The 19,497-nt window shown below is 65.1% G+C and carries 17 protein-coding genes; 11 read left to right on the plus strand and 6 right to left on the minus strand.

All coding sequences use genetic code 11. The features are described 5' to 3' along the window. Positions 1-144 precede the first annotated feature (144 nt). Complete coding sequence (locus ABIC78_RS08860) at positions 145-1,263, minus strand: acyl-CoA dehydrogenase family protein (RefSeq protein ID WP_309805910.1); 1,119 nt, start codon at positions 1,261-1,263, stop codon at positions 145-147. 118 nt (positions 1,264-1,381) lie between these two features. Here ABIC78_RS08860 and ABIC78_RS08865 point away from each other — a divergent pair, with 118 nt between their 5' ends. The 9 genes from ABIC78_RS08865 (at position 1,382) to ABIC78_RS08905 (ending at position 10,409) form a co-directional block, all read left to right on the plus strand. Next, positions 1,382-2,152, plus strand: a complete 771-nt coding sequence (locus tag ABIC78_RS08865; protein WP_028658247.1) for a helix-turn-helix transcriptional regulator — start codon at positions 1,382-1,384, stop codon at positions 2,150-2,152. 210 nt (positions 2,153-2,362) lie between these two features. Further along, a complete protein-coding gene (locus ABIC78_RS08870; RefSeq protein ID WP_354489058.1) occupies positions 2,363-2,782 on the plus strand; it encodes a Zn-ribbon domain-containing OB-fold protein in 420 nt (139 codons plus the stop codon). Next, on the plus strand, positions 2,779-3,930 hold the full coding sequence (locus ABIC78_RS08875; protein ID WP_354489060.1) for a thiolase family protein: 1,152 nt from the start codon (positions 2,779-2,781) through the stop codon (positions 3,928-3,930). The genes ABIC78_RS08870 and ABIC78_RS08875 overlap by 4 nt, the downstream gene beginning before the upstream one ends. Positions 3,931-3,936: 6 nt before the next feature. Beyond that, the gene (locus ABIC78_RS08880; RefSeq protein ID WP_107715349.1) at positions 3,937-5,157 is read left to right on the plus strand and encodes an acyl-CoA dehydrogenase family protein; all 1,221 of its coding nucleotides are present in this window, start codon (positions 3,937-3,939) and stop codon (positions 5,155-5,157) included. Between the two features lie 40 nt (positions 5,158-5,197). Further along, positions 5,198-6,181, plus strand: coding sequence for a thiamine pyrophosphate-dependent dehydrogenase E1 component subunit alpha (locus ABIC78_RS08885; RefSeq protein ID WP_022677759.1), 984 nt, complete (start codon positions 5,198-5,200; stop codon positions 6,179-6,181). A 20-nt stretch (positions 6,182-6,201) separates the two neighbouring features. Then, entirely contained in the window at positions 6,202-7,215 is a 1,014-nt protein-coding gene (locus tag ABIC78_RS08890) for an alpha-ketoacid dehydrogenase subunit beta (protein ID WP_169048643.1), read from the plus strand. An 11-nt stretch (positions 7,216-7,226) separates the two neighbouring features. Then, complete coding sequence (locus tag ABIC78_RS08895) at positions 7,227-8,663, plus strand: 2-oxo acid dehydrogenase subunit E2 (protein WP_354489063.1); 1,437 nt, start codon at positions 7,227-7,229, stop codon at positions 8,661-8,663. A gap of 19 nt (positions 8,664-8,682) precedes the next feature. Continuing rightward, positions 8,683-9,219: a VOC family protein gene (locus tag ABIC78_RS08900; RefSeq protein WP_171793390.1), complete on the plus strand. Its 537-nt coding sequence runs from the start codon at positions 8,683-8,685 to the stop codon at positions 9,217-9,219. Between the two features lie 71 nt (positions 9,220-9,290). After that, the gene (locus tag ABIC78_RS08905; RefSeq protein WP_169048645.1) at positions 9,291-10,409 is read left to right on the plus strand and encodes a zinc-binding dehydrogenase; all 1,119 of its coding nucleotides are present in this window, start codon (positions 9,291-9,293) and stop codon (positions 10,407-10,409) included. A 137-nt stretch (positions 10,410-10,546) separates the two neighbouring features. Here the strand turns inward: ABIC78_RS08905 and ABIC78_RS08910 are convergent, their stop codons facing one another. From ABIC78_RS08910 to ABIC78_RS08925, 4 genes are all read right to left on the minus strand, one after another. Continuing rightward, the gene (locus ABIC78_RS08910) at positions 10,547-11,116 is read right to left on the minus strand and encodes a hypothetical protein (RefSeq protein ID WP_354489065.1); all 570 of its coding nucleotides are present in this window, start codon (positions 11,114-11,116) and stop codon (positions 10,547-10,549) included. A gap of 72 nt (positions 11,117-11,188) precedes the next feature. Further along, entirely contained in the window at positions 11,189-13,204 is a 2,016-nt protein-coding gene (locus tag ABIC78_RS08915) for a glycoside hydrolase family 3 protein (RefSeq protein WP_354489067.1), read from the minus strand. Positions 13,205-13,419: 215 nt separating this feature from the next. Further along, on the minus strand, positions 13,420-14,559 hold the full coding sequence (locus ABIC78_RS08920) for an acyltransferase family protein (RefSeq protein WP_354489069.1): 1,140 nt from the start codon (positions 14,557-14,559) through the stop codon (positions 13,420-13,422). A gap of 362 nt (positions 14,560-14,921) precedes the next feature. Further along, entirely contained in the window at positions 14,922-16,130 is a 1,209-nt protein-coding gene (locus tag ABIC78_RS08925) for an alpha/beta hydrolase family protein (protein WP_171796655.1), read from the minus strand. Between the two features lie 427 nt (positions 16,131-16,557). Here ABIC78_RS08925 and ABIC78_RS08930 point away from each other — a divergent pair, with 427 nt between their 5' ends. Then, positions 16,558-16,704 (plus strand): hypothetical protein, encoded by a 147-nt coding sequence (locus tag ABIC78_RS08930; protein WP_354489071.1) that lies wholly within the window; start codon positions 16,558-16,560, stop codon positions 16,702-16,704. 319 nt (positions 16,705-17,023) lie between these two features. On the opposite strand, the gene ABIC78_RS08935 is transcribed toward ABIC78_RS08930, so the two are convergent. After that, the gene (locus tag ABIC78_RS08935) at positions 17,024-18,601 is read right to left on the minus strand and encodes an ABC-F family ATP-binding cassette domain-containing protein (protein ID WP_354489073.1); all 1,578 of its coding nucleotides are present in this window, start codon (positions 18,599-18,601) and stop codon (positions 17,024-17,026) included. A 310-nt stretch (positions 18,602-18,911) separates the two neighbouring features. Between ABIC78_RS08935 and ABIC78_RS08940 the strand changes: the two genes are divergently transcribed. Continuing rightward, positions 18,912-19,283: a UrcA family protein gene (locus ABIC78_RS08940; protein WP_354489075.1), complete on the plus strand. Its 372-nt coding sequence runs from the start codon at positions 18,912-18,914 to the stop codon at positions 19,281-19,283. Positions 19,284-19,497: the final 214 nt, after the last annotated feature.

Genomic DNA, 19,497 nt, shown 5'->3' on the forward strand with positions numbered 1-19,497 from the left:
CGACCAAAAACCACGCGTCAGGCGGAAAGCCCCTGTTTCCGCGCGCATGCTCTTATCCTGCCGGATCGGCGCCGAATATCCCCCTGATGCAATTTTTCAATGTGTGGCGAAGGCTTGCGCCGCCCGGGGTGGGCCAGTGCCGGATCAGGCTGCCAGCCCGGCATAGCGATCGAGCTTGGCCAGCGGCTCTTCCGGCCAGCGCGAGAGCAGGACCAGCCGCTTGTGCCCGTGGCCGATCGCCAGTTCATCGGTCACGCCCATGCCGCCGTGGAACTGGATCATGTCGTGCCCCAGGCTCAGCGACACATCGCTGATAAAGGCGCGGGCGCCGGCCACGGCCTGGGCGAAATCGCGCTCTGCCCCGCCGACCAGCGCCAGGTTGAGCAGCGCGCGCGATTGCTCGAGCGCGCAATAGTGCGCCACCATGCGGTGCTGGATCGCCTGGAAGCGGCCCAGCGGCGTGTTGAACTGGCTGCGCGTGCGCAGGTATTCCAGCGTCTCGTCAAAAATCCGCTGCATCACCCCCACCGCCTCTGCCGCGCGGGCCAGATCGGCCAGCGGCATGATCTGGTCGAGCAGATCCAGCCCGCCCGCCAGGCGATGCGACGCTGGCACTACCACGTTATCGAGCGTCAGGTGCACCGCCACGCTGCCGTCGATCAAGCGCCAGGGGGTGATCGTCAGGCCCGGCGCATCGGCGGACACGAGGTAGAACGCGATGCCATCGGCGCCAGTGCCGCCATCATTGGCGCGCGCGCTCACCAGAAACGCGTCGGCGCCCTGCCCGGCTGGCACGCAGTGCTTCACGCCAGTCAGACGCACGCCCTCTGCCCCTGCCTGGCTGCGGGTTTCCACCCAGGCGCGGTTGCCGCGCTGCCCCGGCTCGGCATGGGCCAGGGCCACGCGCTGCGCCCCGCTCGCCAGTCCCTCGCGCCAGGCATCGGCCAGGCTGTCGGCCGCACCGGCCAGCAACAGCCGCGCGCCCACCAACACGCTTTCGGCCAGCGGCTCTACCACCAGGCCGCGCCCCAATGCGGCAAACAGCGCCACGATCGCGCCCGGCTCAAGCTCCATGCCGCCATCGGCTTGCGCCAGGGGCGCTGCCATCAGCCCGCACTCGGCGAGCAAATCCCAGTTTTCCTTAGAGAAACCCTGCGCCTCGGCCAGGTAGGCGCGGCGCCGCTCGATATCATAGCGATCGGCCACGAACCGGTCGGCCAGGCCCGCGAGCATGGTTTCTTCTTCGCTCAGCTCAAAATTCATGGGTGTTGCTCCCTCCCGGTTCGATCTAGCACTACCGACAGGCCAACCACGCTGCGAAAAAGGTTAGGATGGCCGCCAACGCCCGCTCAAAAGAAGGCACAAGCAGATGGTCCTGGAGATGGATGCCCCTAGCCTGGAATGGGTTGATGCCGTTCGCATAACGGCGCCCGACGAGATTCGCCGCGCCGCCCAGGCGCTTGATGCCATTGCCCGCAATTGCGGCATGCAGGCCGCGCCCGCGCACAACATCGCCGACAAGCGCACGCCGATGGATGTGGATGGCAACGTGCTCGCGCGCGACGTGTTCGGGTGGACCAGCGAAAAGGCCTGGTGGCACAATCCGCGCATTGCGCTCGATTCGCCGATCACCACCGCCTGCCGCTTTGAAGCCGAACCGTTCTGGGTAAATGAAAAGGGCTGCCACACCCGCGCGCCCAACCGCTATCTGGCGGCAATCGACCTGACCAACTTTGAAGCCCGCGCGATGACCCGTGCGGCGATTGTCGTGCCGGTGCACCTGCCGTTCGGCCAGATCGGCGCGGTGTCGTTCAACCCGCTGGACCAGTCGCTGACCGACCTGGGCGCATTGTTTGCGCGCTATGGCGATATCTTCGGGTTGGTCGGGCGCACATTCATCACCAGCTATGTCAACACGATGGGCTCGGCCCAGGCGCTGCCGCCCGGATCGCGCCTGTCCAAGCGCGAGGTCGAGTGCCTGCGCTGGGCCGCGATCGGCAAGACCGACCTGGAAATCAGCATGATCATCGGGCGCAGCCGCGCCACGGTACGGTTCCACATCCACAACGCCTCGATCAAGCTGGACGCGGTCAACCGCAGCCAGACCGTGTTCAAGGCAGCCCAGCTTGGCTACATCTCGCTGCAGAAGTGATCCCGCGCAGCATGGCCGCAGCATTGGCGGCACCAGGCGCCTCTCCCAACGGGCAGGGGCGCCTTGCCGTGCGCGTGCAACCGCCAGGCACCAGCCCGTCTTTTGTGCAGGCCTAGCGTTTTGAAGAGTCGCCATGAGGGGGGCGGGCGCGCTTTATCGGGAACAGCGGAATCGCCAATGGTTCCGCGCCTGATATGGAAGAGGAAGACCTTGGCCCAAGCCGCTGCCCTGTTCATGCCCGATGCGCCCTTGCGGCTGATGGGCGGGCGCGCACGGGCAGAGCGGCCAGACGCCGGGCGCATCGTCTTCCCCCATCCCGGCACCAGCGATTTCGATACCGTTGCGCTCGGCACCCAGGGCACGCTGTGGTCCTATACCATCCAGCGCTTTGCCCCCAAGGCGCCGCCCTATGCCGGGCCGGTCGCGTTCGAACCCTGGGCGCTGGGCTATGTCGATCTGCCGGGCGAAGTGATCGTGCAGGCGCGCCTGGTGGGCATGGCGTTTGATGCCATCCGCATCGGCATGCCGCTGCAACTCACCCGTGTGGCGCTGGATGACAGCGCCGACGATCCGCTGTGGCTGCCCGCCTTTGCCCCGGCAGAGGCCCCCTTGGCGGAGAACGCAGCATGAGCGCGGGCGTGCATATCGTGGGCATCGGCATCCACCCGTTCGGCCGCACGCCGGGGCTATCCGGGCTGGAACAAGGCGTGCACGCTGTGCGCGCGGCGCTGGCCGATGCCGGGGTCAACTGGGGCGATATCCAGTTTGCCTATGGCGGATCGGACGCGGCAGGCAATCCTGACAGCATGGTATCGCACCTGGGGTTGACCGGCGTGCAGTTCATCAATGTGCGCAATGGCTGCGCCACCGGCGGTTCGGCACTGTTTTCCGCGCAGATGGCGATCCGTTCGGGCGAGTTCGAGCTGGGCCTGGCGCTGGGTTTCGACAAGCACCCGCGCGGCGCCTTCGATGCCAAGCCGGCCGAATACAACCTGCCCGAATGGTATGGCGCGGCCGGCTACATGGTCACCACGCAGTTCTTTGCCGCCAAGATCATGCGCTACATGCACCTGCACGGCATTTCGCGCCGCACGCTGGGGCTGGTGGCGCAAAAGGCCTTTGCCAACGGCGTGCACGCCCCGCACGCCTGGCGGCGCGAGCCGGTGGCGCTCGACACCATTCTCGATGCGCCGATGGTCTCTGACCCGTTCACCAAGTTCATGTTCTGCTCGCCAGGCGAAGGCGCAGTGGCACTGGTTCTGGCGAGCGAGCGCATGACCCGCCGGCTGGGCGCCACGCCGATCCGCCTGGCCGCCGCCACGATGCGCACCCGCCCACCCGGCAGTTTCGAGGTCTTTGCCCCCAGCATCGACAGCGGCGGCGGCACGGCCACCGCCACGCGACTGGCCTCTGCCGCCGCGTTCGAGGCGGCGGGCATCGGCCCGGCCGATATTGCCGTGGCGCAATTGCAGGATACTGAAGCCGGCGCGGAAATCATGCACATGGCCGAAAACGGCTTTTGCGCCGACGGCGAGCAGGAAGCCTGGCTGGCCCAAGGACGCACGCAGATCGGCGGCGCGCTGCCGGTCAACACCGATGGCGGCTGTCTGGCCTGTGGCGAGCCGATCGGTGCTTCGGGCCTGCGCCAGGTCTATGAAAACGTCGTGCAACTGCGGGGTGCCGGCGGCGGCCGCCAAGTGCCCGGCAATCCGCGCACGGCCTACAGCCACGTCTATGGCGCGCCCGGTGTTTCGGCCGTCACCATTCTTCAGAAATAGCCCCTTATGGACCTCGATCTCTCTCCCCAAGACCTGGCCTTCCGCGACGAAGTGCGCGCGTTCCTGGCCGAAAACCTCACTGCCGAAATCCGCGATGGTGCGGCGGCAACGCCATCGGTCTTCGTCGAACCCGAGATTGGCCAGGCATGGAACGCGGTGCTGCACCGCAAGGGTTGGCTCGCCTATCAATGGCCGCGCGAATATGGCGGCACGGGGTGGAGCCCGGTGCAGCGCTATATCTTTGAAAAGGAATGTGCCGAGGCCGGCGCGCCCAATCTTACCGTGCTGGGATTGAAGCTGGTGGCGCCGGTGATCTATGCCTTCGGCACGCCCGAACAGAAGGCGCACTACCTGCCGCGCATCCTCTCGGGCGAAGACTATTGGTGCCAGGGCTTTTCCGAGCCGGCCAGCGGATCGGACCTCGCCAGCCTGCAATGCCGCGCGGTGCGCGTCAGCGACGAACGCGGCGAGCGCTATGTCGTCAACGGCTCCAAGATCTGGACCACCCACGCCCACTGGGCCAACCGCATGTTCTGCCTGGCGCGCACCGATGCCAGCGCGCACAAGAATGCCGGCATCTCGTTCCTGCTGGTGGACATGAACCAGCCCGGCATTTCGGTGCGCCCGATCCTGACCCTGGCAGGCGATCACGAGGTCAACCAGGTGTTCCTGGAAGACGTGGAAGTGCCGGTGAGCGACCGCGTCGGGGCCGAAGGCGACGGCTGGAAGCTCGCCAAGTTCCTGCTCGAAAACGAACGCGGCGGATCGTGCCACGCGCCCAAGCTGGCCTATGACCTGCGCCGGATCGAAGCCGATGCCACTGCCCAGCCCGATGGCCATGGGGGCACCATGGCCGGCAATGCCGAATGGCGCCGCCGCGTGGCGCGCATCCGCCTGGGGGTGGAATCGCTGGAAATGATCGAATTGAAGATCCTGTCCGAAATCGCCCACGGGCAAAAGCCGGGGCCGCAGACCTCGCTGGTCAAGCTGCTCGCGTCCAATCTGCGGCAGGATATCGACCTGCTGGCGATGGACCTGCTGGGCGTGGCGGGGCTGGAACTGGAACGGCAGCGCCCGCTCTATGGCGCGCAGGCGCCGCAGGCGGTGCATGGCCTGCCCAGCCAGGTTGCCGCCGCCCGCTATCTCAACAGCCGCGCCTGGACCATCTTTGGCGGCACCAACGAAGTGCAGGCGGGCATCATCGCCAAGACCGTGCTGCATCTTTAAACCACAGTCAGCCAGAACAGAATCCGTCGGGAGTTAGGGAATGCAATTGAGCCGCGAAGCCCTGCTGAACGCCTATCGCGCGATGAAGACCATCCGCGAGTTCGAGGAAAGGCTGCACGTCGAAATCCAGACCGGCGAGATCGCCGGTTTCACCCACCTCTATTGCGGGCAGGAAGCCGTGGCCGTGGGGGTGTGCGAGCATCTCGGCACGCAGGACCGGATCGTTTCCACCCACCGTGGCCATGGCCATTGCCTGGCCAAAGGCTGTGACGTGGACGGGATGATGAAAGAGATCTGGGGCAGCCGCGAGGGCCTGTGCAAGGGCAAGGGCGGATCGATGCATATTGCCGACATCGACAAGGGCATGCTGGGCGCCAATGGCATCGTCGGCGCCGGCGCGCCGATCGCGGTGGGCGCGGCGCTGGCCAGCCGGGCCGATGGACCCGGACCCGATGGCATGAAAGTGGCGATCGCCTTTTCCGGCGATGGCGCCTGCAACCAGGGCACTACGTTCGAGGCGATGAACCTGGCCGTGGTGACCCAGGCACCGTGCATTTTCGTGTTCGAAAACAACCACTATTCCGAACACACCGGCGTTTCCTATGCTGTGGGCACCAATCGCGACATTGCCAGCCGCGCCGAAGCGTTTGGCATGAAGGCCTGGCGCGCCGATGGCACCGATTTCTTTGCCGTGCACGAGACCATGCGCGAGGTGCTGGACCACGTGCGCGGCGGCGGCGGCCCGGCTGCGGTAGAGTTCGATACCGAACGCTTCTTCGGCCATTTCGAGGGCGATCCACAGCGCTATCGCGGCCCGGGCGAGATCGAGCGCATCCGCGCCGAGCGCGACTGCCTCACGCGGTTTCGCAACGCGGTGACCGCCGCCGGCCTGCTCGACCATGCCGATATCGACGCGCTCGACGCGCAGGTGCTGGACACGATCGAGGCAGCCGTGGCCGCCGCGCGTGCGGCGCCGCGCCCCACGGCCGACGATGTCCTGGCCGACGTCTACATCAGCTACTGATCGCGGGAAGAGACGCAACGATGACCAAGATGATGTACCGCGACGCCGTGCTCTCCACGATCATGGAGGAAATGGCACGCGACCCCGATGTGGTCGTGCTGGGCGAAGACGTAGTGGGCGGCATGGGCACGGCCGGCGGGCCCGAGGCGATTGGCGGGATCTGGTCCACCTCCACCGGGCTATATGATCGCTTTGGGCCCGGCCGGGTGATCGACACGCCGATTTCGGAAAGTGCGATCATGGGCGCTGCGGCGGGCTTGGCGCTGTCGGGCAAGCGGCCGGTGGCCGAACTGATGTTTGCCGATTTCATCGGCGTCAGCCTTGACCAGCTGTGGAACCAGATCGCCAAGTTCCGCTATATGTTCGGCGGCAAGACGCGGTGCCCCGCGGTGATCCGCATGGCCTATGGCGCCGGGTTCAACGCCGCCGCGCAGCACAGCCAGTCGGTCCACCATATCCTGACCGGGATGCCCGGCCTCAAGGTGGTGATGCCCTCCACTCCGGCCGACGTGAAAGGCCTTTTGCGCACCGCGATCCGCGATGATGATCCGGTGATCTTCCTGGAACACAAGGCGCTCTATGCCACCAGCGGCGAAGTGCCCGATGACCCGGATTTCATGATCCCGTTCGGCCACGCGCGCCTCTCCCGCGCCGGTGGCGATGTGACGCTGGTATCGTCCGGCCTGCTGCTCGGCATGTGCGAGGCCGTGGCCGATCGCCTGGCCGCCGAGGGGATCGGCTGCGATGTGATCGACCTGCGCACCACCAGCCCGCTGGACGAGGAAACCATTCTCGACAGCGTGGAAGTGACCGGGCGAGTGGTCGTGGTCGATGAAGCGCCGCCGCGCTGCGGCCTGGCTGCAGACTTGTGCGCGCTGGTGGCGGAAAAGGCGTTTTCCAGCCTCAAGGCGCCGCCGCAGCAGGTGACGCCGCCGCACACTCCCATCCCGTTCGCGCGCGAGCTGGAAAGCGCGTACCTGCCCTCGGTCGACAAGATCGAGGCGGCCGTGCGCCGCGTCCTGGCCTGGCGCTGAAGGAGAGAGCGATGCCCGACATCCGCCCTTTCTGCATGCCCAAGTGGGGCATCGAAATGACCGAGGGAACCCTCGCCGAATGGAAGCTGGAGGAAGGCGCGAGCTTTTCCCGCGGCCAGTTGCTGTGCCTGATCGAAACCGCCAAGATCACCAACGAGGTTGAAGCCGAATGGGACGGCGTGCTCGCCCGCGTGCTGGTCCCGGCCGGCGGTGACGCGCAGCCGGTGGGCGCGCTGCTGGCAGTGCTGGCCCAGCCGGGCACCAGCGATGCTGATATCGACGCGTTCATCGCCGGCTTCCGCCCCGCCGATGCCAGCGTCGCGGCGCGCGGCGGCAGTGCGCCGGCGCCAGAAGCAACGCCTGCGCCTGCATCGGCTCCGCCCGCGCCAAAGCCCTTGCTCACCAACCGCGCGATCAGTCCCGAGGCGCGCAAGCTGGCCGAGGCGAGCGGCCTGGATATCGAGCCGATCACCGGTTCGGGTCGCGATGGCCGCATCACCCTGCAAGACGTGCAGCAGGCGCTGCGCCCGGCGGCCACGCCTGCCCTGGCGGGCGCGCTGCCCGCGCCGCAGGACGAGCTGGCCGATGGGGCCAAGGTATTTGCCTCTCCCCTCGCCCGGCGCCTCGCCGCGCGGCACGGTATTGCCCTGGCCGGCATCACCGGCACCGGCCCGCGCGGGCGTATTTCCAAGGCTGACGTGCTGGCCCTGGTGCCCTCGCCTGCCGCCGCGCCCGCCGGCACGGCGCCATTCGTTGCGGTGCCCAACCTGCCCACGGTCGTGCCGTTCGACCGGGTGCGCAGGGTGGTGGCGCAGCGGCTAACCCAGGCCAAGCAGGACATTCCGCACTTCTACCTGTGCACCAGCGCGCGGCTGGATGAACTGCTCGCCCTGCGCCAGACGGCCAATCTGGTCTTGGGCATCAAGGCCTCGATCAACGATTACCTGGTGCGCGCCGCCGCGCTTGCCTTGGCCCAGCACGGCGATGTCAACGTGCAGGTGCACGGGGACAGCGTCCACCGCTTTGCCCATGCCGATATCGCCATTGCCGTGGCCAGCCCCAAGGGCCTGGTCACCCCGATCGTGCGCCAGGCCGATCGCCTGGGCATGCCCGGCATCGCGGCAGCCACCCGTGCCCTGATTGACAAGGCGCAGGCCGGCAAGCTCGGTTATGACGACATGGAAGGCGGCACCTTTTCCATCTCCAACCTGGGGATGTTCGGGGTGGAAGAGTTTGCCGCGATCATCAATCCGCCCCAGGCCGCGATCCTGGCGGCGGGTGCGGCAGCCCGCACCCCATGCGAGTTGCCGGGCGGCGCCGTGGGCTTTGAAACGCGGCTGGCGCTGACGCTGTCGGTCGATCATCGCGCCGTCGATGGCGCCGCGGCCGCCGCGTTCCTCGCCACGCTCAAGGGCCTGCTCGAAGCGCCCGAGCGCCTGTTTGCCTGATAGTTTCACGGAGCATACCATGTCCCAGCGCGGCCCCCTCACCCAGTTTGGCCCGATCTTCCAGATGGCCTACCTGCCCGCCGATTTCGATGCGGCGATCGACTATTGGACCAGGGTGGTCGGCGCCGGTCCGTTCTTCCTGATGGAAGGCATCACGCTGACCGACATGACCTATCTGGGCGAGCCGAGCGACGCGCGCTTTTCGGCCGCCTGGGGCTATTGGGGCGACATGCAGATCGAACTGATCCGCGCCGAAAACGATGCGCCGTCGATCTATACCGGCCCCTATGCCGTGACCGACCGGCTGCACCATGTGTGTGTCGAGGTGGATGATCTGGAACCGGTGCGCGCCGCGCTCGCACAGGCCGGCGCCACCATCCTGATCGAAGGCAAGGTGGGCGAAACCGGCGGGGTGATCTATGCCGATGCCGGCGCCGGGCCTGGCGGCGTGATCGAATATGTCAAGCTGATGGAAGGTGGCGCTGGGCTGTTTGCCATGATGCGCGAGGCCGCGCGCGATTGGGATGGCAGCGATCCGCTGCGCAAGCTGGGCTGACCGGCGGTTGCAAGCGCCGTTGGCCGATCCCATGTAGCAGGGCCCGCTGACAAAACGGAAACACCAACGCCATGCAACCGCAAACCACCCTCGTCCTGACCAGCCAGGCGCACGAAGACGGCAAGATCATCGCCGCGCTCACCGAAATGCCCCTGCCCGAACCGGCCGAGAACGAACTGGTGATCGCGGTGGAGGCCGCGCCGATCAACCCGTCTGACCTGGGCCTGCTGTTCAGCTCTGCCCGCGTCGACCAGGCAACGTTTGCCCCCGGCCGGGTGGAAGCCCCGCTCTCGCCGGCCGGCCTGGCCGCGCTGTCGGGCCGCCTGGGCGAAGTCATGCCGGTGGGCAACGAAGGCGCAGGCACGGTGATTGCGGCGGGCAGCAGCCCGCGCGCGCAGGCCCTGATCGGACGCCGCGTGGCGACCTTTGCCGGTGGCATGTATGCCCGCCATCGCGTTGTCCCGATCGAGGCGTGCATGGTCCTGCCCGAAGGCACGAGCGCCCAGGATGGCGCGGCGGCTTTCGTCAACCCGTTGACCGCGCTGGGCTTTGTCGAAACCCTGCGCGCCGTGGGCGGCAAGGGCATCGTCCACACCGCGGCCGCGTCCAACCTCGGGCAGATGCTGGTGCGCCTGTGCGCGGCCGAAGGCGTGCCGCTGGTCAACGTGGTGCGCAAGCCCGAACAGGCCGATCTGCTGCGCGGCCTCGGCGCGGCCCACGTGGTTGACAGCTCCAGCCCCGATTTCGCGGCCGACCTGCGCCAGGCCCTGGAAGCAACCGGTGCCGACACGGTGTTCGACGCCATCGGCGGCGGCCCGCTGCTGGGCACCATCCTCTCCACCATGGAACAGGTCGGCCGGGCAGCAGCCGGCGCCTATTCGCGCTATGGCTCCACCGCCAAGAAGCGCGCCTATGTCTATGGCATGCTCGATACCGGGCCGATCACCCTGCCGCGCGACATCGGTTTTGTCTGGGATGTTTCGGGCTGGCTGCTCGGCCCGACGATGGAAGCCCTGGGGCCAGAGGTGCGCGCCCGCATGACGGCCCGCGTCGGCCAGGACCTGACCACGCTGTTCGCCTCCAGCTACAAGGCGCAGGTGCCGCTCTCGCGCGTGCTCGATGCCGACGTGGTGGCCGACTACAACCGCCGCGCGACGGGCGCCAAGTATCTGATCCTGCCGCAGGAATGAAAAACACGACTGGGCTTTCCGCCAATGGCGGGACGCCCAGTCGGTTCGCTCGGTCCAGCCGGCGTCACCACGCGATCGGCCCGTGGGTGGTACCACTGCCAGATAGGGAAGCGATCACCAAATCCTACATTACAGCCTCAATTTTGATGATTCGAACCGCCACACGATAATTCCAGCGACTGCGGCGCCATAGCCAACATGATTTGGTTGTATTGGGCGGCGTATTTTTTCATGGCGGCATCGCATTCATCAATTATCTCATAATGCTGATCATCGCCAAAGCTTGGGTTCCATAAATCTCTGATTCGATCAGCGTCAGAGCCATCAAAACTAAAGCTGCATTTGTTTGCACCTGGGACATAATAAGTGAATGTATACCCGTTACTTCTAACTTTGAAGAGACGGAGATCATTACGCGAAATTGCCGACTGAACTTCACGAACAGCATACATTCTCTTAAATTCATCAACGCAGGATCGACTGTCCAAGATTTGCTTTTGCAAAATCAACTTGGACTCTCGATATCCTGGAGACTCAAAATCCTTTACAGCGTTGGGTCCGATTAGCCTCAGCTGCGACCGTACAAACTCGGCATCCTCTTGAGACAATAAATCCAGTGTGTTTCTCGGCGGCCGCGGCGGCGGGTTATGTTGCTTTGTACAACCACACACCAAGCCGAGCAGCAATGCGATGGCAATTTTCTGCATGTGCCACCCCCGCCAACTACCTGCCGCACGGGAAACGAAGTGAACGGTTTTCCATTGCGCCTCAATAGCAAATTACCGATTGCCGGGATTTGTCGGGCCCAAGCCAAATCCGAACGGGAACAGCGGATCGGCGCTATCATCGCCCACAGCCGGGTTCTGCCGTTCCACCGCCGTCATCGTGCGCGGCAGTTCGAACGGCAGGCGCCCGCGCGCGGTTTCCTTGCCGGTCACCACATCCAGCAGGCCCTCGTCGCTCACCCCGAAATTGCCCAGCACGGCGCGGGTCTTGGGCAGGATCTCGGTGAGGATCGCCGGGCGATCGAGGAACACGGCGAGCACCACCGGCACTGTGACCGCCACTTGCGCTACGGCATCGTAATCGGCGTTGCCAGGGCGGAAATCGAGGCGGCCCTCGTTCTGGCGGCTGCCGAAGAAGTTGTTGGGGTGCAGCCGCTCGAATGGTGTGGTCGCCCGCATCAGCGCCACTTGCGCGTCTTGCGGGCACTCCACCACCACCAGGCCATGGGCGCGGGCCTGCGCCGCGTCGATGCCTTTGAGATAGACGCGCGTGCCGGCCGCCAGCGGCAGGATGGCGCCTTCGTTGCGCAGCAGCACTTGCGCCTGGGCCTGGGCCTTGCGCCCTTCGGCCAGCGCGGTGGGCGTCACCGCATCGCGCGCGGCGGCCGGATCGACCAGCGGGTTGTCGAACAGGCCCATGACGAACTTGAGCGTCATGATCCGCGCCACGGCAGCGTTGACGCGGGCGATCGGAATGGTGCCGGCCTGAACGTCGCGGATGACCCATTCCGGCTCGGTCACGCCGCCGAACTGGTCGATCCCGGCGCGCGTGGCCTTGGCATAGCGCTGCGCCGGGGTCAGGTCTTGCACGCCCCAGGGCATGGCGATCTCGTTGGGCGTCTGCGGCGCGGTCGGCGCGCGACAGGCCTGGCTGCAATCGCGGGTGATGCCCCAGTCCGACAGGATCAGGCCCTTGAAACCATAGTCCTTGCGCAGCATCCCCAGCAGCTGCGCATTGTAGCCGGCGGCCACCGGCTCAAGCGGCTTGCCGGCAACATGCGGCCCGGAAATGATATCGTAGGTGGGCATCACGCCGGCCACGCCCGCGGCAAAGGCGCCCAGGAACGGGCGAATATGCGTCTTGAGCGTGGCATCGTCGTGCACCGCCATGCGCCCATAATAGTTGTGGCCGTCAAACCCTTGCGGATTGGCGCCATAGCCCACCCAGTGCTTGACCACGGTGGCCACCCCATCGCGCGCCAGCATGTGGGCGTTGCCCTGGAAACCAATGACATAGGCTTCGACCATGGCGCGGGCGAGATCGGCATTGGCCCCGAACGTGCCGGTGCCACGCGGCCAGCGCGGGTCGGTAAACAGGTCTGCCTGGGGCGAAAGCGCCATGTGGATGCCGGTGGCGCGGTATTCGCGGCGCGCCACATCGCCGAAATGGCGCATCAGGGCGGCATCCCCCAGCGCGGCAAAGCCCAGCGTTTCGGGCCATTGCGAATAGCCTTGGGTGGCGGCGCTGGCCCCCACCGTCACCTGGAAATGGTGACGCGGATCGGTGCTGATGGTCAGCGGGATGCCCAGCCGGGTCTGCGCGGCGAGCACCTGGATCGCGTTGTTTTCCTGCGCCATGCGCTCGGGCGATACGGCCAGGCGGGTGATGAAGCTGGTGATATGCTGGCCCGCGATCGCCTGCTGCGCGGCGACCCGGTCATAGCCTTGCGAGGATGTACCCACGGCGCTGTCGGGCGTGACCAGCGAGCCGTGCATCATCGCCCCGGCCTTTTCCGCCAGGGTCATCCGCCCGACCAGATCGGCCACGCGCCGCGCCACGGGCAGGCGCCAATCCTCGTAAGGATCAAGCCTCCCGTTGCGGTTGAGATCGCGAAAGCGCTGCTTGCCCACGGTTAACACCGGCCCGGCATCGGCCGGGATCACCGGCTGTTGCGGTGTGGCCTGCCGGGCCGGTACTGCGGCGCCCAACGGGTGTGGAGACGCCGCGAGGGACGCGGTGGAAAGCTGGGCCAGCAAGGGGGCGACAATCAGGGCGGCGGCTCGGTTCATCGAAGGTTTTCCCACTTTTCCTGGTCCACATGGCCTCGCACCTGCTGGCACGATCCGGTCTGATTGATCGTGCGCGCTCACCCGCGCTGGTGCTGGCGTTGACCTACTTTTCCTATTTTTGGACAAAGTCTTGGCCATGCCAGACGCCGCCCGTCGAAATTTAAGTAGCGATCAAATTAACGCGGGTAAACCCGGATTGGCCCGGCAGATGAAGGTCACGGCGTGGCGCTGAATGCCGCCCGGCGGTGCTGGCGCGCGCGAAGCTGCCGGTTCAGCCAGCCACGGATCGGCCGGTCCCACGCCACATCGGCCAGCCAGGCCACCGCCACAAGCAATGGCACCAGGCCCAGGCCGATCACCAGCATCCTCTCAGGCGTGGGGTGGGCCTTGGCGACATAGTTCATCCACACGTAAAGGAACGGGAAATGGGTGATATAGATCGGGTATGACAGCCTTCCGCAGGCGCGCACCAGCCAACCGGTGATCGGCCCGGCTGCCGAATGGCAGCCGGCCACGATGATCGCGGGAAACAGCAGGATGACGCAAGCCGCCTCGTAAACGCCGTTGAGCTTGATGCCGCCCACCTCTGGCCAGATCGGCAGGAGCATGGCGCCGACCATGATCGCCGAAAGCAGCGGCCAGCCCAGCCGGATGCGCGGCAGCCGATCGCGCATGCGATAGAGCCACAGCCCGGTGACAAAGGGGAAGCACAGGCGCACCGGCGCCATCCACAGCGTTTCCCAGTACGATCCCTGGTCCAGCGACCCCAGCGCGATGCCACTGGCGGCCAGCCCCATGCCGCCGATCACCGCCAGTACACCCAGCGCGCGCGTGGACCAGTGGCGCAGCACCAGGGCATAGGCCAGGTTGCCCAGGTATTCCTGCAACAGGCTCCAGCACGGGCCGTTGAGCGGGTGGGTATCGGTCCAGCGGTTGGGCAAAGGCCAGGTGGGAATCAGCGCCAGCCCCATGATCAGCGCCACGACCACGCGCGACAGCGCGATCGCCTGTTCCGGCGCGCCCAGGGGATCGAGGAGATAGCTGGCGAACCCCAGCAGCACGCCCAGGATCACCAGCGGATGCAGCCGCACCAGGCGCAGGCGCAGGAACTGGCCCACGCTCATCCGCGGCCAGCGGTCATCATAGGCATAGCCGATGACAAAGCCCGACAGCGCAAAAAAGAAATCCACCGCCAGCGGCGCGTGGTGCAACACCACCTTGTCCCCCTGCCACAAGACGGTGATGCCCTGGATGTGGAACAGCACCACCATCATCGCCGCGGTGCCGCGCAGCCCGTCGAGCACGGCAAAATGCGCCTTGCCCGTGGCAGTGGTATCGGCGTGTTCCTGGCGCATCGCGTCTTGTTCCCCCACATCTCTCAGCCCGGCTTTGCTCAGGTCAGCATGGCCGGCGGCAGGGCGTGATGTTGAGCGAAACCGCCGCCACAGGCAAGGCCAGGACCTTGGCGCCCGTGCCGACCGTGCCGGCCTGGGATCGACCGCCAGCAGATTGTTGTGCGGCCAAGCCCAACCTGTCTGGGTCGCGCGAATTGCTGGGATAGCCAGCCGCCATCCCGCAAATGCGCGTAGCGAGCGGTATCAGTCCAGGGCATGGACATCTTCATCGTCTCGACGACGACGCTGCGTCACAACCCACTGATACCGCTCAATCACTTTTCGCTCGGGTTCTCGCTGAGATCAAGCGATGGCGTTATTCTTCACTTGCTGTCGAACCAGGTCTTCCATTGCGGAACGGCAGTCGCAAACGTGCCACGATGGCTGGTCTGACCGGTTGAAACCGCCTCGACGTTGGGATTCCCCGATCCCATGGCCTGGGCATAGGTCATGGCCATGCGGCCAACACCTGTGGTGATGGCTTCGTCAGCTTCACCATAGTAATTGCGCACCGGCGATTTGATCGGCCAGCGATAGGACTGCGCCGACATGATCAACTTGCCGTAAGCGGAATTGGCAAAATAGTTGCTGTCGAAATATTCCGGACGCATCAGCTTGTGCAGATCGGTCGTGATGTTGGCAGGGTTGCCCGGCTTGCGGTCATAGGCATCCTTGGACATCTGGTAATATTCGTCGGTCAGCACCGAGTGTGCCAGCCCTGGCTCGCCATAATAGTTTTCGTAGGCGAAGGATGACAGGATCACGATGCTGTTCAGCCATGCTGCATCGAACTTGCGCGGATAGAGCAGGAAGCCCTCCATCAGCGCATAGACATCGAGGGGAGCACTGGCTGTCGCCGCACCATCAACCTTGATGCCGACCGCTTCGAGCTTTTCAAGCATGGCCATCGTTACGAACCCGCCCTGCGACCAACCGGCCAGGAACAGCTTGTCGCTCGACAGCTTCATGGACTTGAGCACGGCGCGGCTGGCGATGAGCAAGTCATAGGTTGCCTGCTGATGGCTGGCTTTGACCATGTAACCTTCCGGTTCGGTGGAAATGCCGAGGCCGAAATAGTCAGCGCCGATCAGCATGTAGCCCTGCCCGGCGAACTGCGCGATCATCAACTCGGTTTCAGCCGACTGGTCCGCGAAGGACGGAACCTGTTCGCGTTCGTACACAGTACCGTGCTGATAAGAGACCGTGGGAAACGAGGTACCATTGGTATCGGGCACCGCGAGCAGCCCCGAGGTCACGGTCGGCTTGTTGCCCTTTTCAGGGATGACCGAATTATAGGTTATGCGATACAGGCGCACAGCGTTGCGCGCCGGCGTATATTGAACGTTGATGCCGGAAAAAGCTGGCGTGTCAGTCTTCAATATCTTGTTGAGACGATCCACATCCCACCGCGCCAGAAATTCATATTTCACGTCAGAATTCACGGCAATCGGCGTTTCTTGCCGGGCAAGGGCAGGTGGAACTCCAAGCGCTAAGAGCGCCACAAGGAAAAATGCTCGCACAACATTCAACATCTGAGTGCCTTTCCGGAATTTCGTTGCCCACTACATCCAGCATAAGTCAATTTTATAAAATTTGATGAACAATTGGTGGAAATGGACGAAAATATTATCCGCGATGATTTCAGGATAAGCCGATTAGAGACTGACCAAAAAAGAAGGCGCTCCATATCAGTGACTTGTGATGGCGCCGTATTTGCGGCACGACAACCGACAAGGCATGTGGACCGCTATCACCCGGAGGGGGAATGCCAGATCAGACCTGGTTTTGCCCAGCGATGTGACGGACGTAGAATAGGCGATCCCGATGCCATTGCCGCCCAAGAGCGGGCAAGTCGACCGCCAAGAGCTTCGAGATCAAGGGCATCCTGTGTCCTGTCGAGGTGTTGCCGGCCAACATCGGGCTGCAGGACCGGGTCACCGCTACACGTTGACGCTGTTCATGCGCAACCTCTGCAACCAGAACGATTATTCATTAATAGTGCACACCGGCCTGATGGCCAGTGCGACCAATCCCAACGACCTCACGGCGTTCGTCAACAAGGACCCCAATCGTTATGTTGGCGCGACATTCGGCGCCAAGTTCTGATCCGCGATGGCCCTCCGGCACAGGCTGTGCTGGCGCGCGCACCGGCCGCGACGCCTGCGCGGGCATGGGCTTTCTCAATCCGGCGGTGGCCCCAATTGATACCCGGTTTCCGCCACGAAGCAGGCAAAGCCGGCATTCGTCTCCGGTGTGGCGCTTCGCCGCCGACCCCATCATGAAGGTGCCGCCGGGAATGGTGGCCACCCAGGAAGCGGTGTCCACGCGGTCGTGTTCAAGGCGGTTCCCATGCGTTAGAAGTCTAGTGACAGCGCAAGACCAAGGCAACCGCTAGGGCGACGCCCGACCGGCGTCTGCGCCCCGTTTAGGCCAGTTGAATCTCTCGCGTGACGCCGACCGCATCGCGAAATGCCGCATCGTGGCTCACCAACAGCAACGCCCCGTCAAAGGCGCGTAGCGCCTGTTCGATCACCTCAATCGATTCGATGTCGAGATGGTTGGTCGGCTCATCGAGCAGCAGCAACTGCGGCACGCTTTGGGCGGACAATACGCAGGCAAGCCCTGCCCTGAGGCGTTCGCCGCCGCTGAGTTCGCGCACCAGCCGATCGCCGGCGGAGCCGCGAAATGCAAACCGCGCAAGGGCGGCTCGCGCTTCGTTTTCGCCAAGTTCCGGATTGAGCTTACGCATATTGTCGATCAGGCTCGCGTCGGGATCAAGCAGGCTTACCGTCTGATCCAGCATGGCGAATGGAACGAAGCGTTCGATTGTGCCGCTCGTCGGCGCGATGAGCCCTGCCACGAGCTTCAGAACCGTGGTCTTGCCAGCACCGTTGCGCCCGGTCAGCGCCACGCGTTCGGGGCCGCGCAGCGAGAACGTCAGTCCAGCGATGATCTGGCGCTCGCCCACACCCCAGACGACGTCGTGACAAGCAAGCACGAGGCGGCCTGGCGGAAGGTGGCAAGGCGCAATGGCGACCTTGAGCGGCGCGACGACATCGATGCGGGTGCGTGCCGTTTCCAGCGCCACGACTTTCGCGTCGATGCGATCCTGCGCCTGGGCATGGCTACCCCCAGCGCTGTTTTCGGCACGCTCGCGCTGCCGGCCCAGCAGAATCTTGGGCGCGCTGCCGCTGGCGGCATAGGCCTTGCCAGCGCGATCCCGCCGCGCCTGGCCCTCACGCGCGGATTGCGCCTCCTTGCGGGCAGTGCGAACGTCGCGTTCTGCCGCTTCGAGCTGAGCTTCCGCCTGCGCTCGGGCTGCGTCGCGCGCGGCTGCCCACTCCAACCAGCCGCCACCGTGGATCGATACGCCGACAGGTGACAGGGCGACTATCCTGTTAACGGATTGGAGCAAGGCGCGATCATGACTGACGAGAACGGCACCGCCGCGCCAATTGGCGAGCAGGTCTGCAATGGCGGCGCGGCCATCATCATCGAGATTGTTGGTCGGCTCGTCGAGCAGGAGCAGATCCGGTTCGGCGAGCAACAGTCCGGCGATGGCCAGCCGTGTCCGCTCTCCGCCGCTAAAGCTGGCCATGGGACGGCCCAGATCGAACGGCGGCAACCCGGCGGCAGCGAGCACCTCCTCCAGGCGCCGGGGTAAGTCCCAATCGGCTTCGCCGAAGTCCCGCTCCGTGCCGGATCCCGCTTCGATGCGCGCCAGCCGCGCAAGCCCTGCTGAAACCCCCAAGGCGTGGGCTGCAAGCTCATTGCCTGGCGTGACGATCTGCTCGAGCATGGCGACGCTGCCGTTGACCGCAACGGCGCCGCTGTGCACCGGCGCCTGGCCGAGGATGGCGCGCAGCAGGGTGGACTTTCCAGAGCCATTGCGCCCCACGACGCCAACGCACTCTCGGCCCACCGTGAGCGTCAGATCGGAAAAGAGCAGATGCCCTGACGGGGTGGCAAGCGCCACGGAATCAAGCGTAAGAAAAGAAGACATGAGAGTACCGGATTGAAAATGGACGGGCAGGGTCAGCGCGTCTTCCGGTCCATCTCATCCTCCTGCATGTAGGCCCGCCATCGTCATGGCCTGCCAGGGCTTTAACACAAACATGGCGGCGCGCGCAAATCCTGGACGGTTAACTGCCTGGAACGCTGGTTCAGTTGCCATCCGTCCAGCAAGGGACGGCCACCTCAAACAATAAAAGTGCAGGCGTGACGGCCGTCACGCGTAAGCGGGGCGTGGTCCGGATAGTCAATCCCTTGTCAGGCACGAACGCCTGGACCGACTTTTGACAGGGGAATTGACCATGATCTCGACCACCAACTTCGCCAAGACTGTTGCCCTCTCGCTCGCCGCGCTGGCCGCGAGCAGCGCCATGCCTGCCGCCGCGCAGGACACGACCGCCGACATCCCGCACGCCGAGATGGACATCGCGCATGTCGATTTCACCTCGCCCAAGGCGGTGAAGGCCCTGCAGGCGCAAGTACGCCGGGTGGCCGCCCAGATCTGCACACCGTACACCGATGGCTCGGGCCATATGACCACCGACGAGCGGCACTGCTACAGCAAGGCGGTAAAGGGCGGCTTGGCCCAGATCGAAACCCGCCAGCAGTTGGCGCTGGCCCGCGCATCCAAGACCACGGTGGCCGCCAACACCGCCGTGCGCCCGGTGCATTGATTGGGCGGCGCCGGTCACGCGCTCATGAACTGGCCGGCGCGAACAGACCATCTTTTTTCACAAATCCAAAGCGTGCGGCGCCGATGCGGTGGGGGCGTGCGCTTTGGGGCCGCCGCGGTTGCGACCCGCGTGGATCGGCCGCCGGCAGGTGCCCATTCCACGGGCACCTGCCGGTTTTGCCGTTCGGGATTTCACCAATGCGCCACTGTGGCGC

Source organism: Novosphingobium sp. 1529 (assembly GCF_040544855.1).
GTDB classification, from domain to species: Bacteria; Pseudomonadota; Alphaproteobacteria; order Sphingomonadales; family Sphingomonadaceae; genus Novosphingobium; species Novosphingobium capsulatum.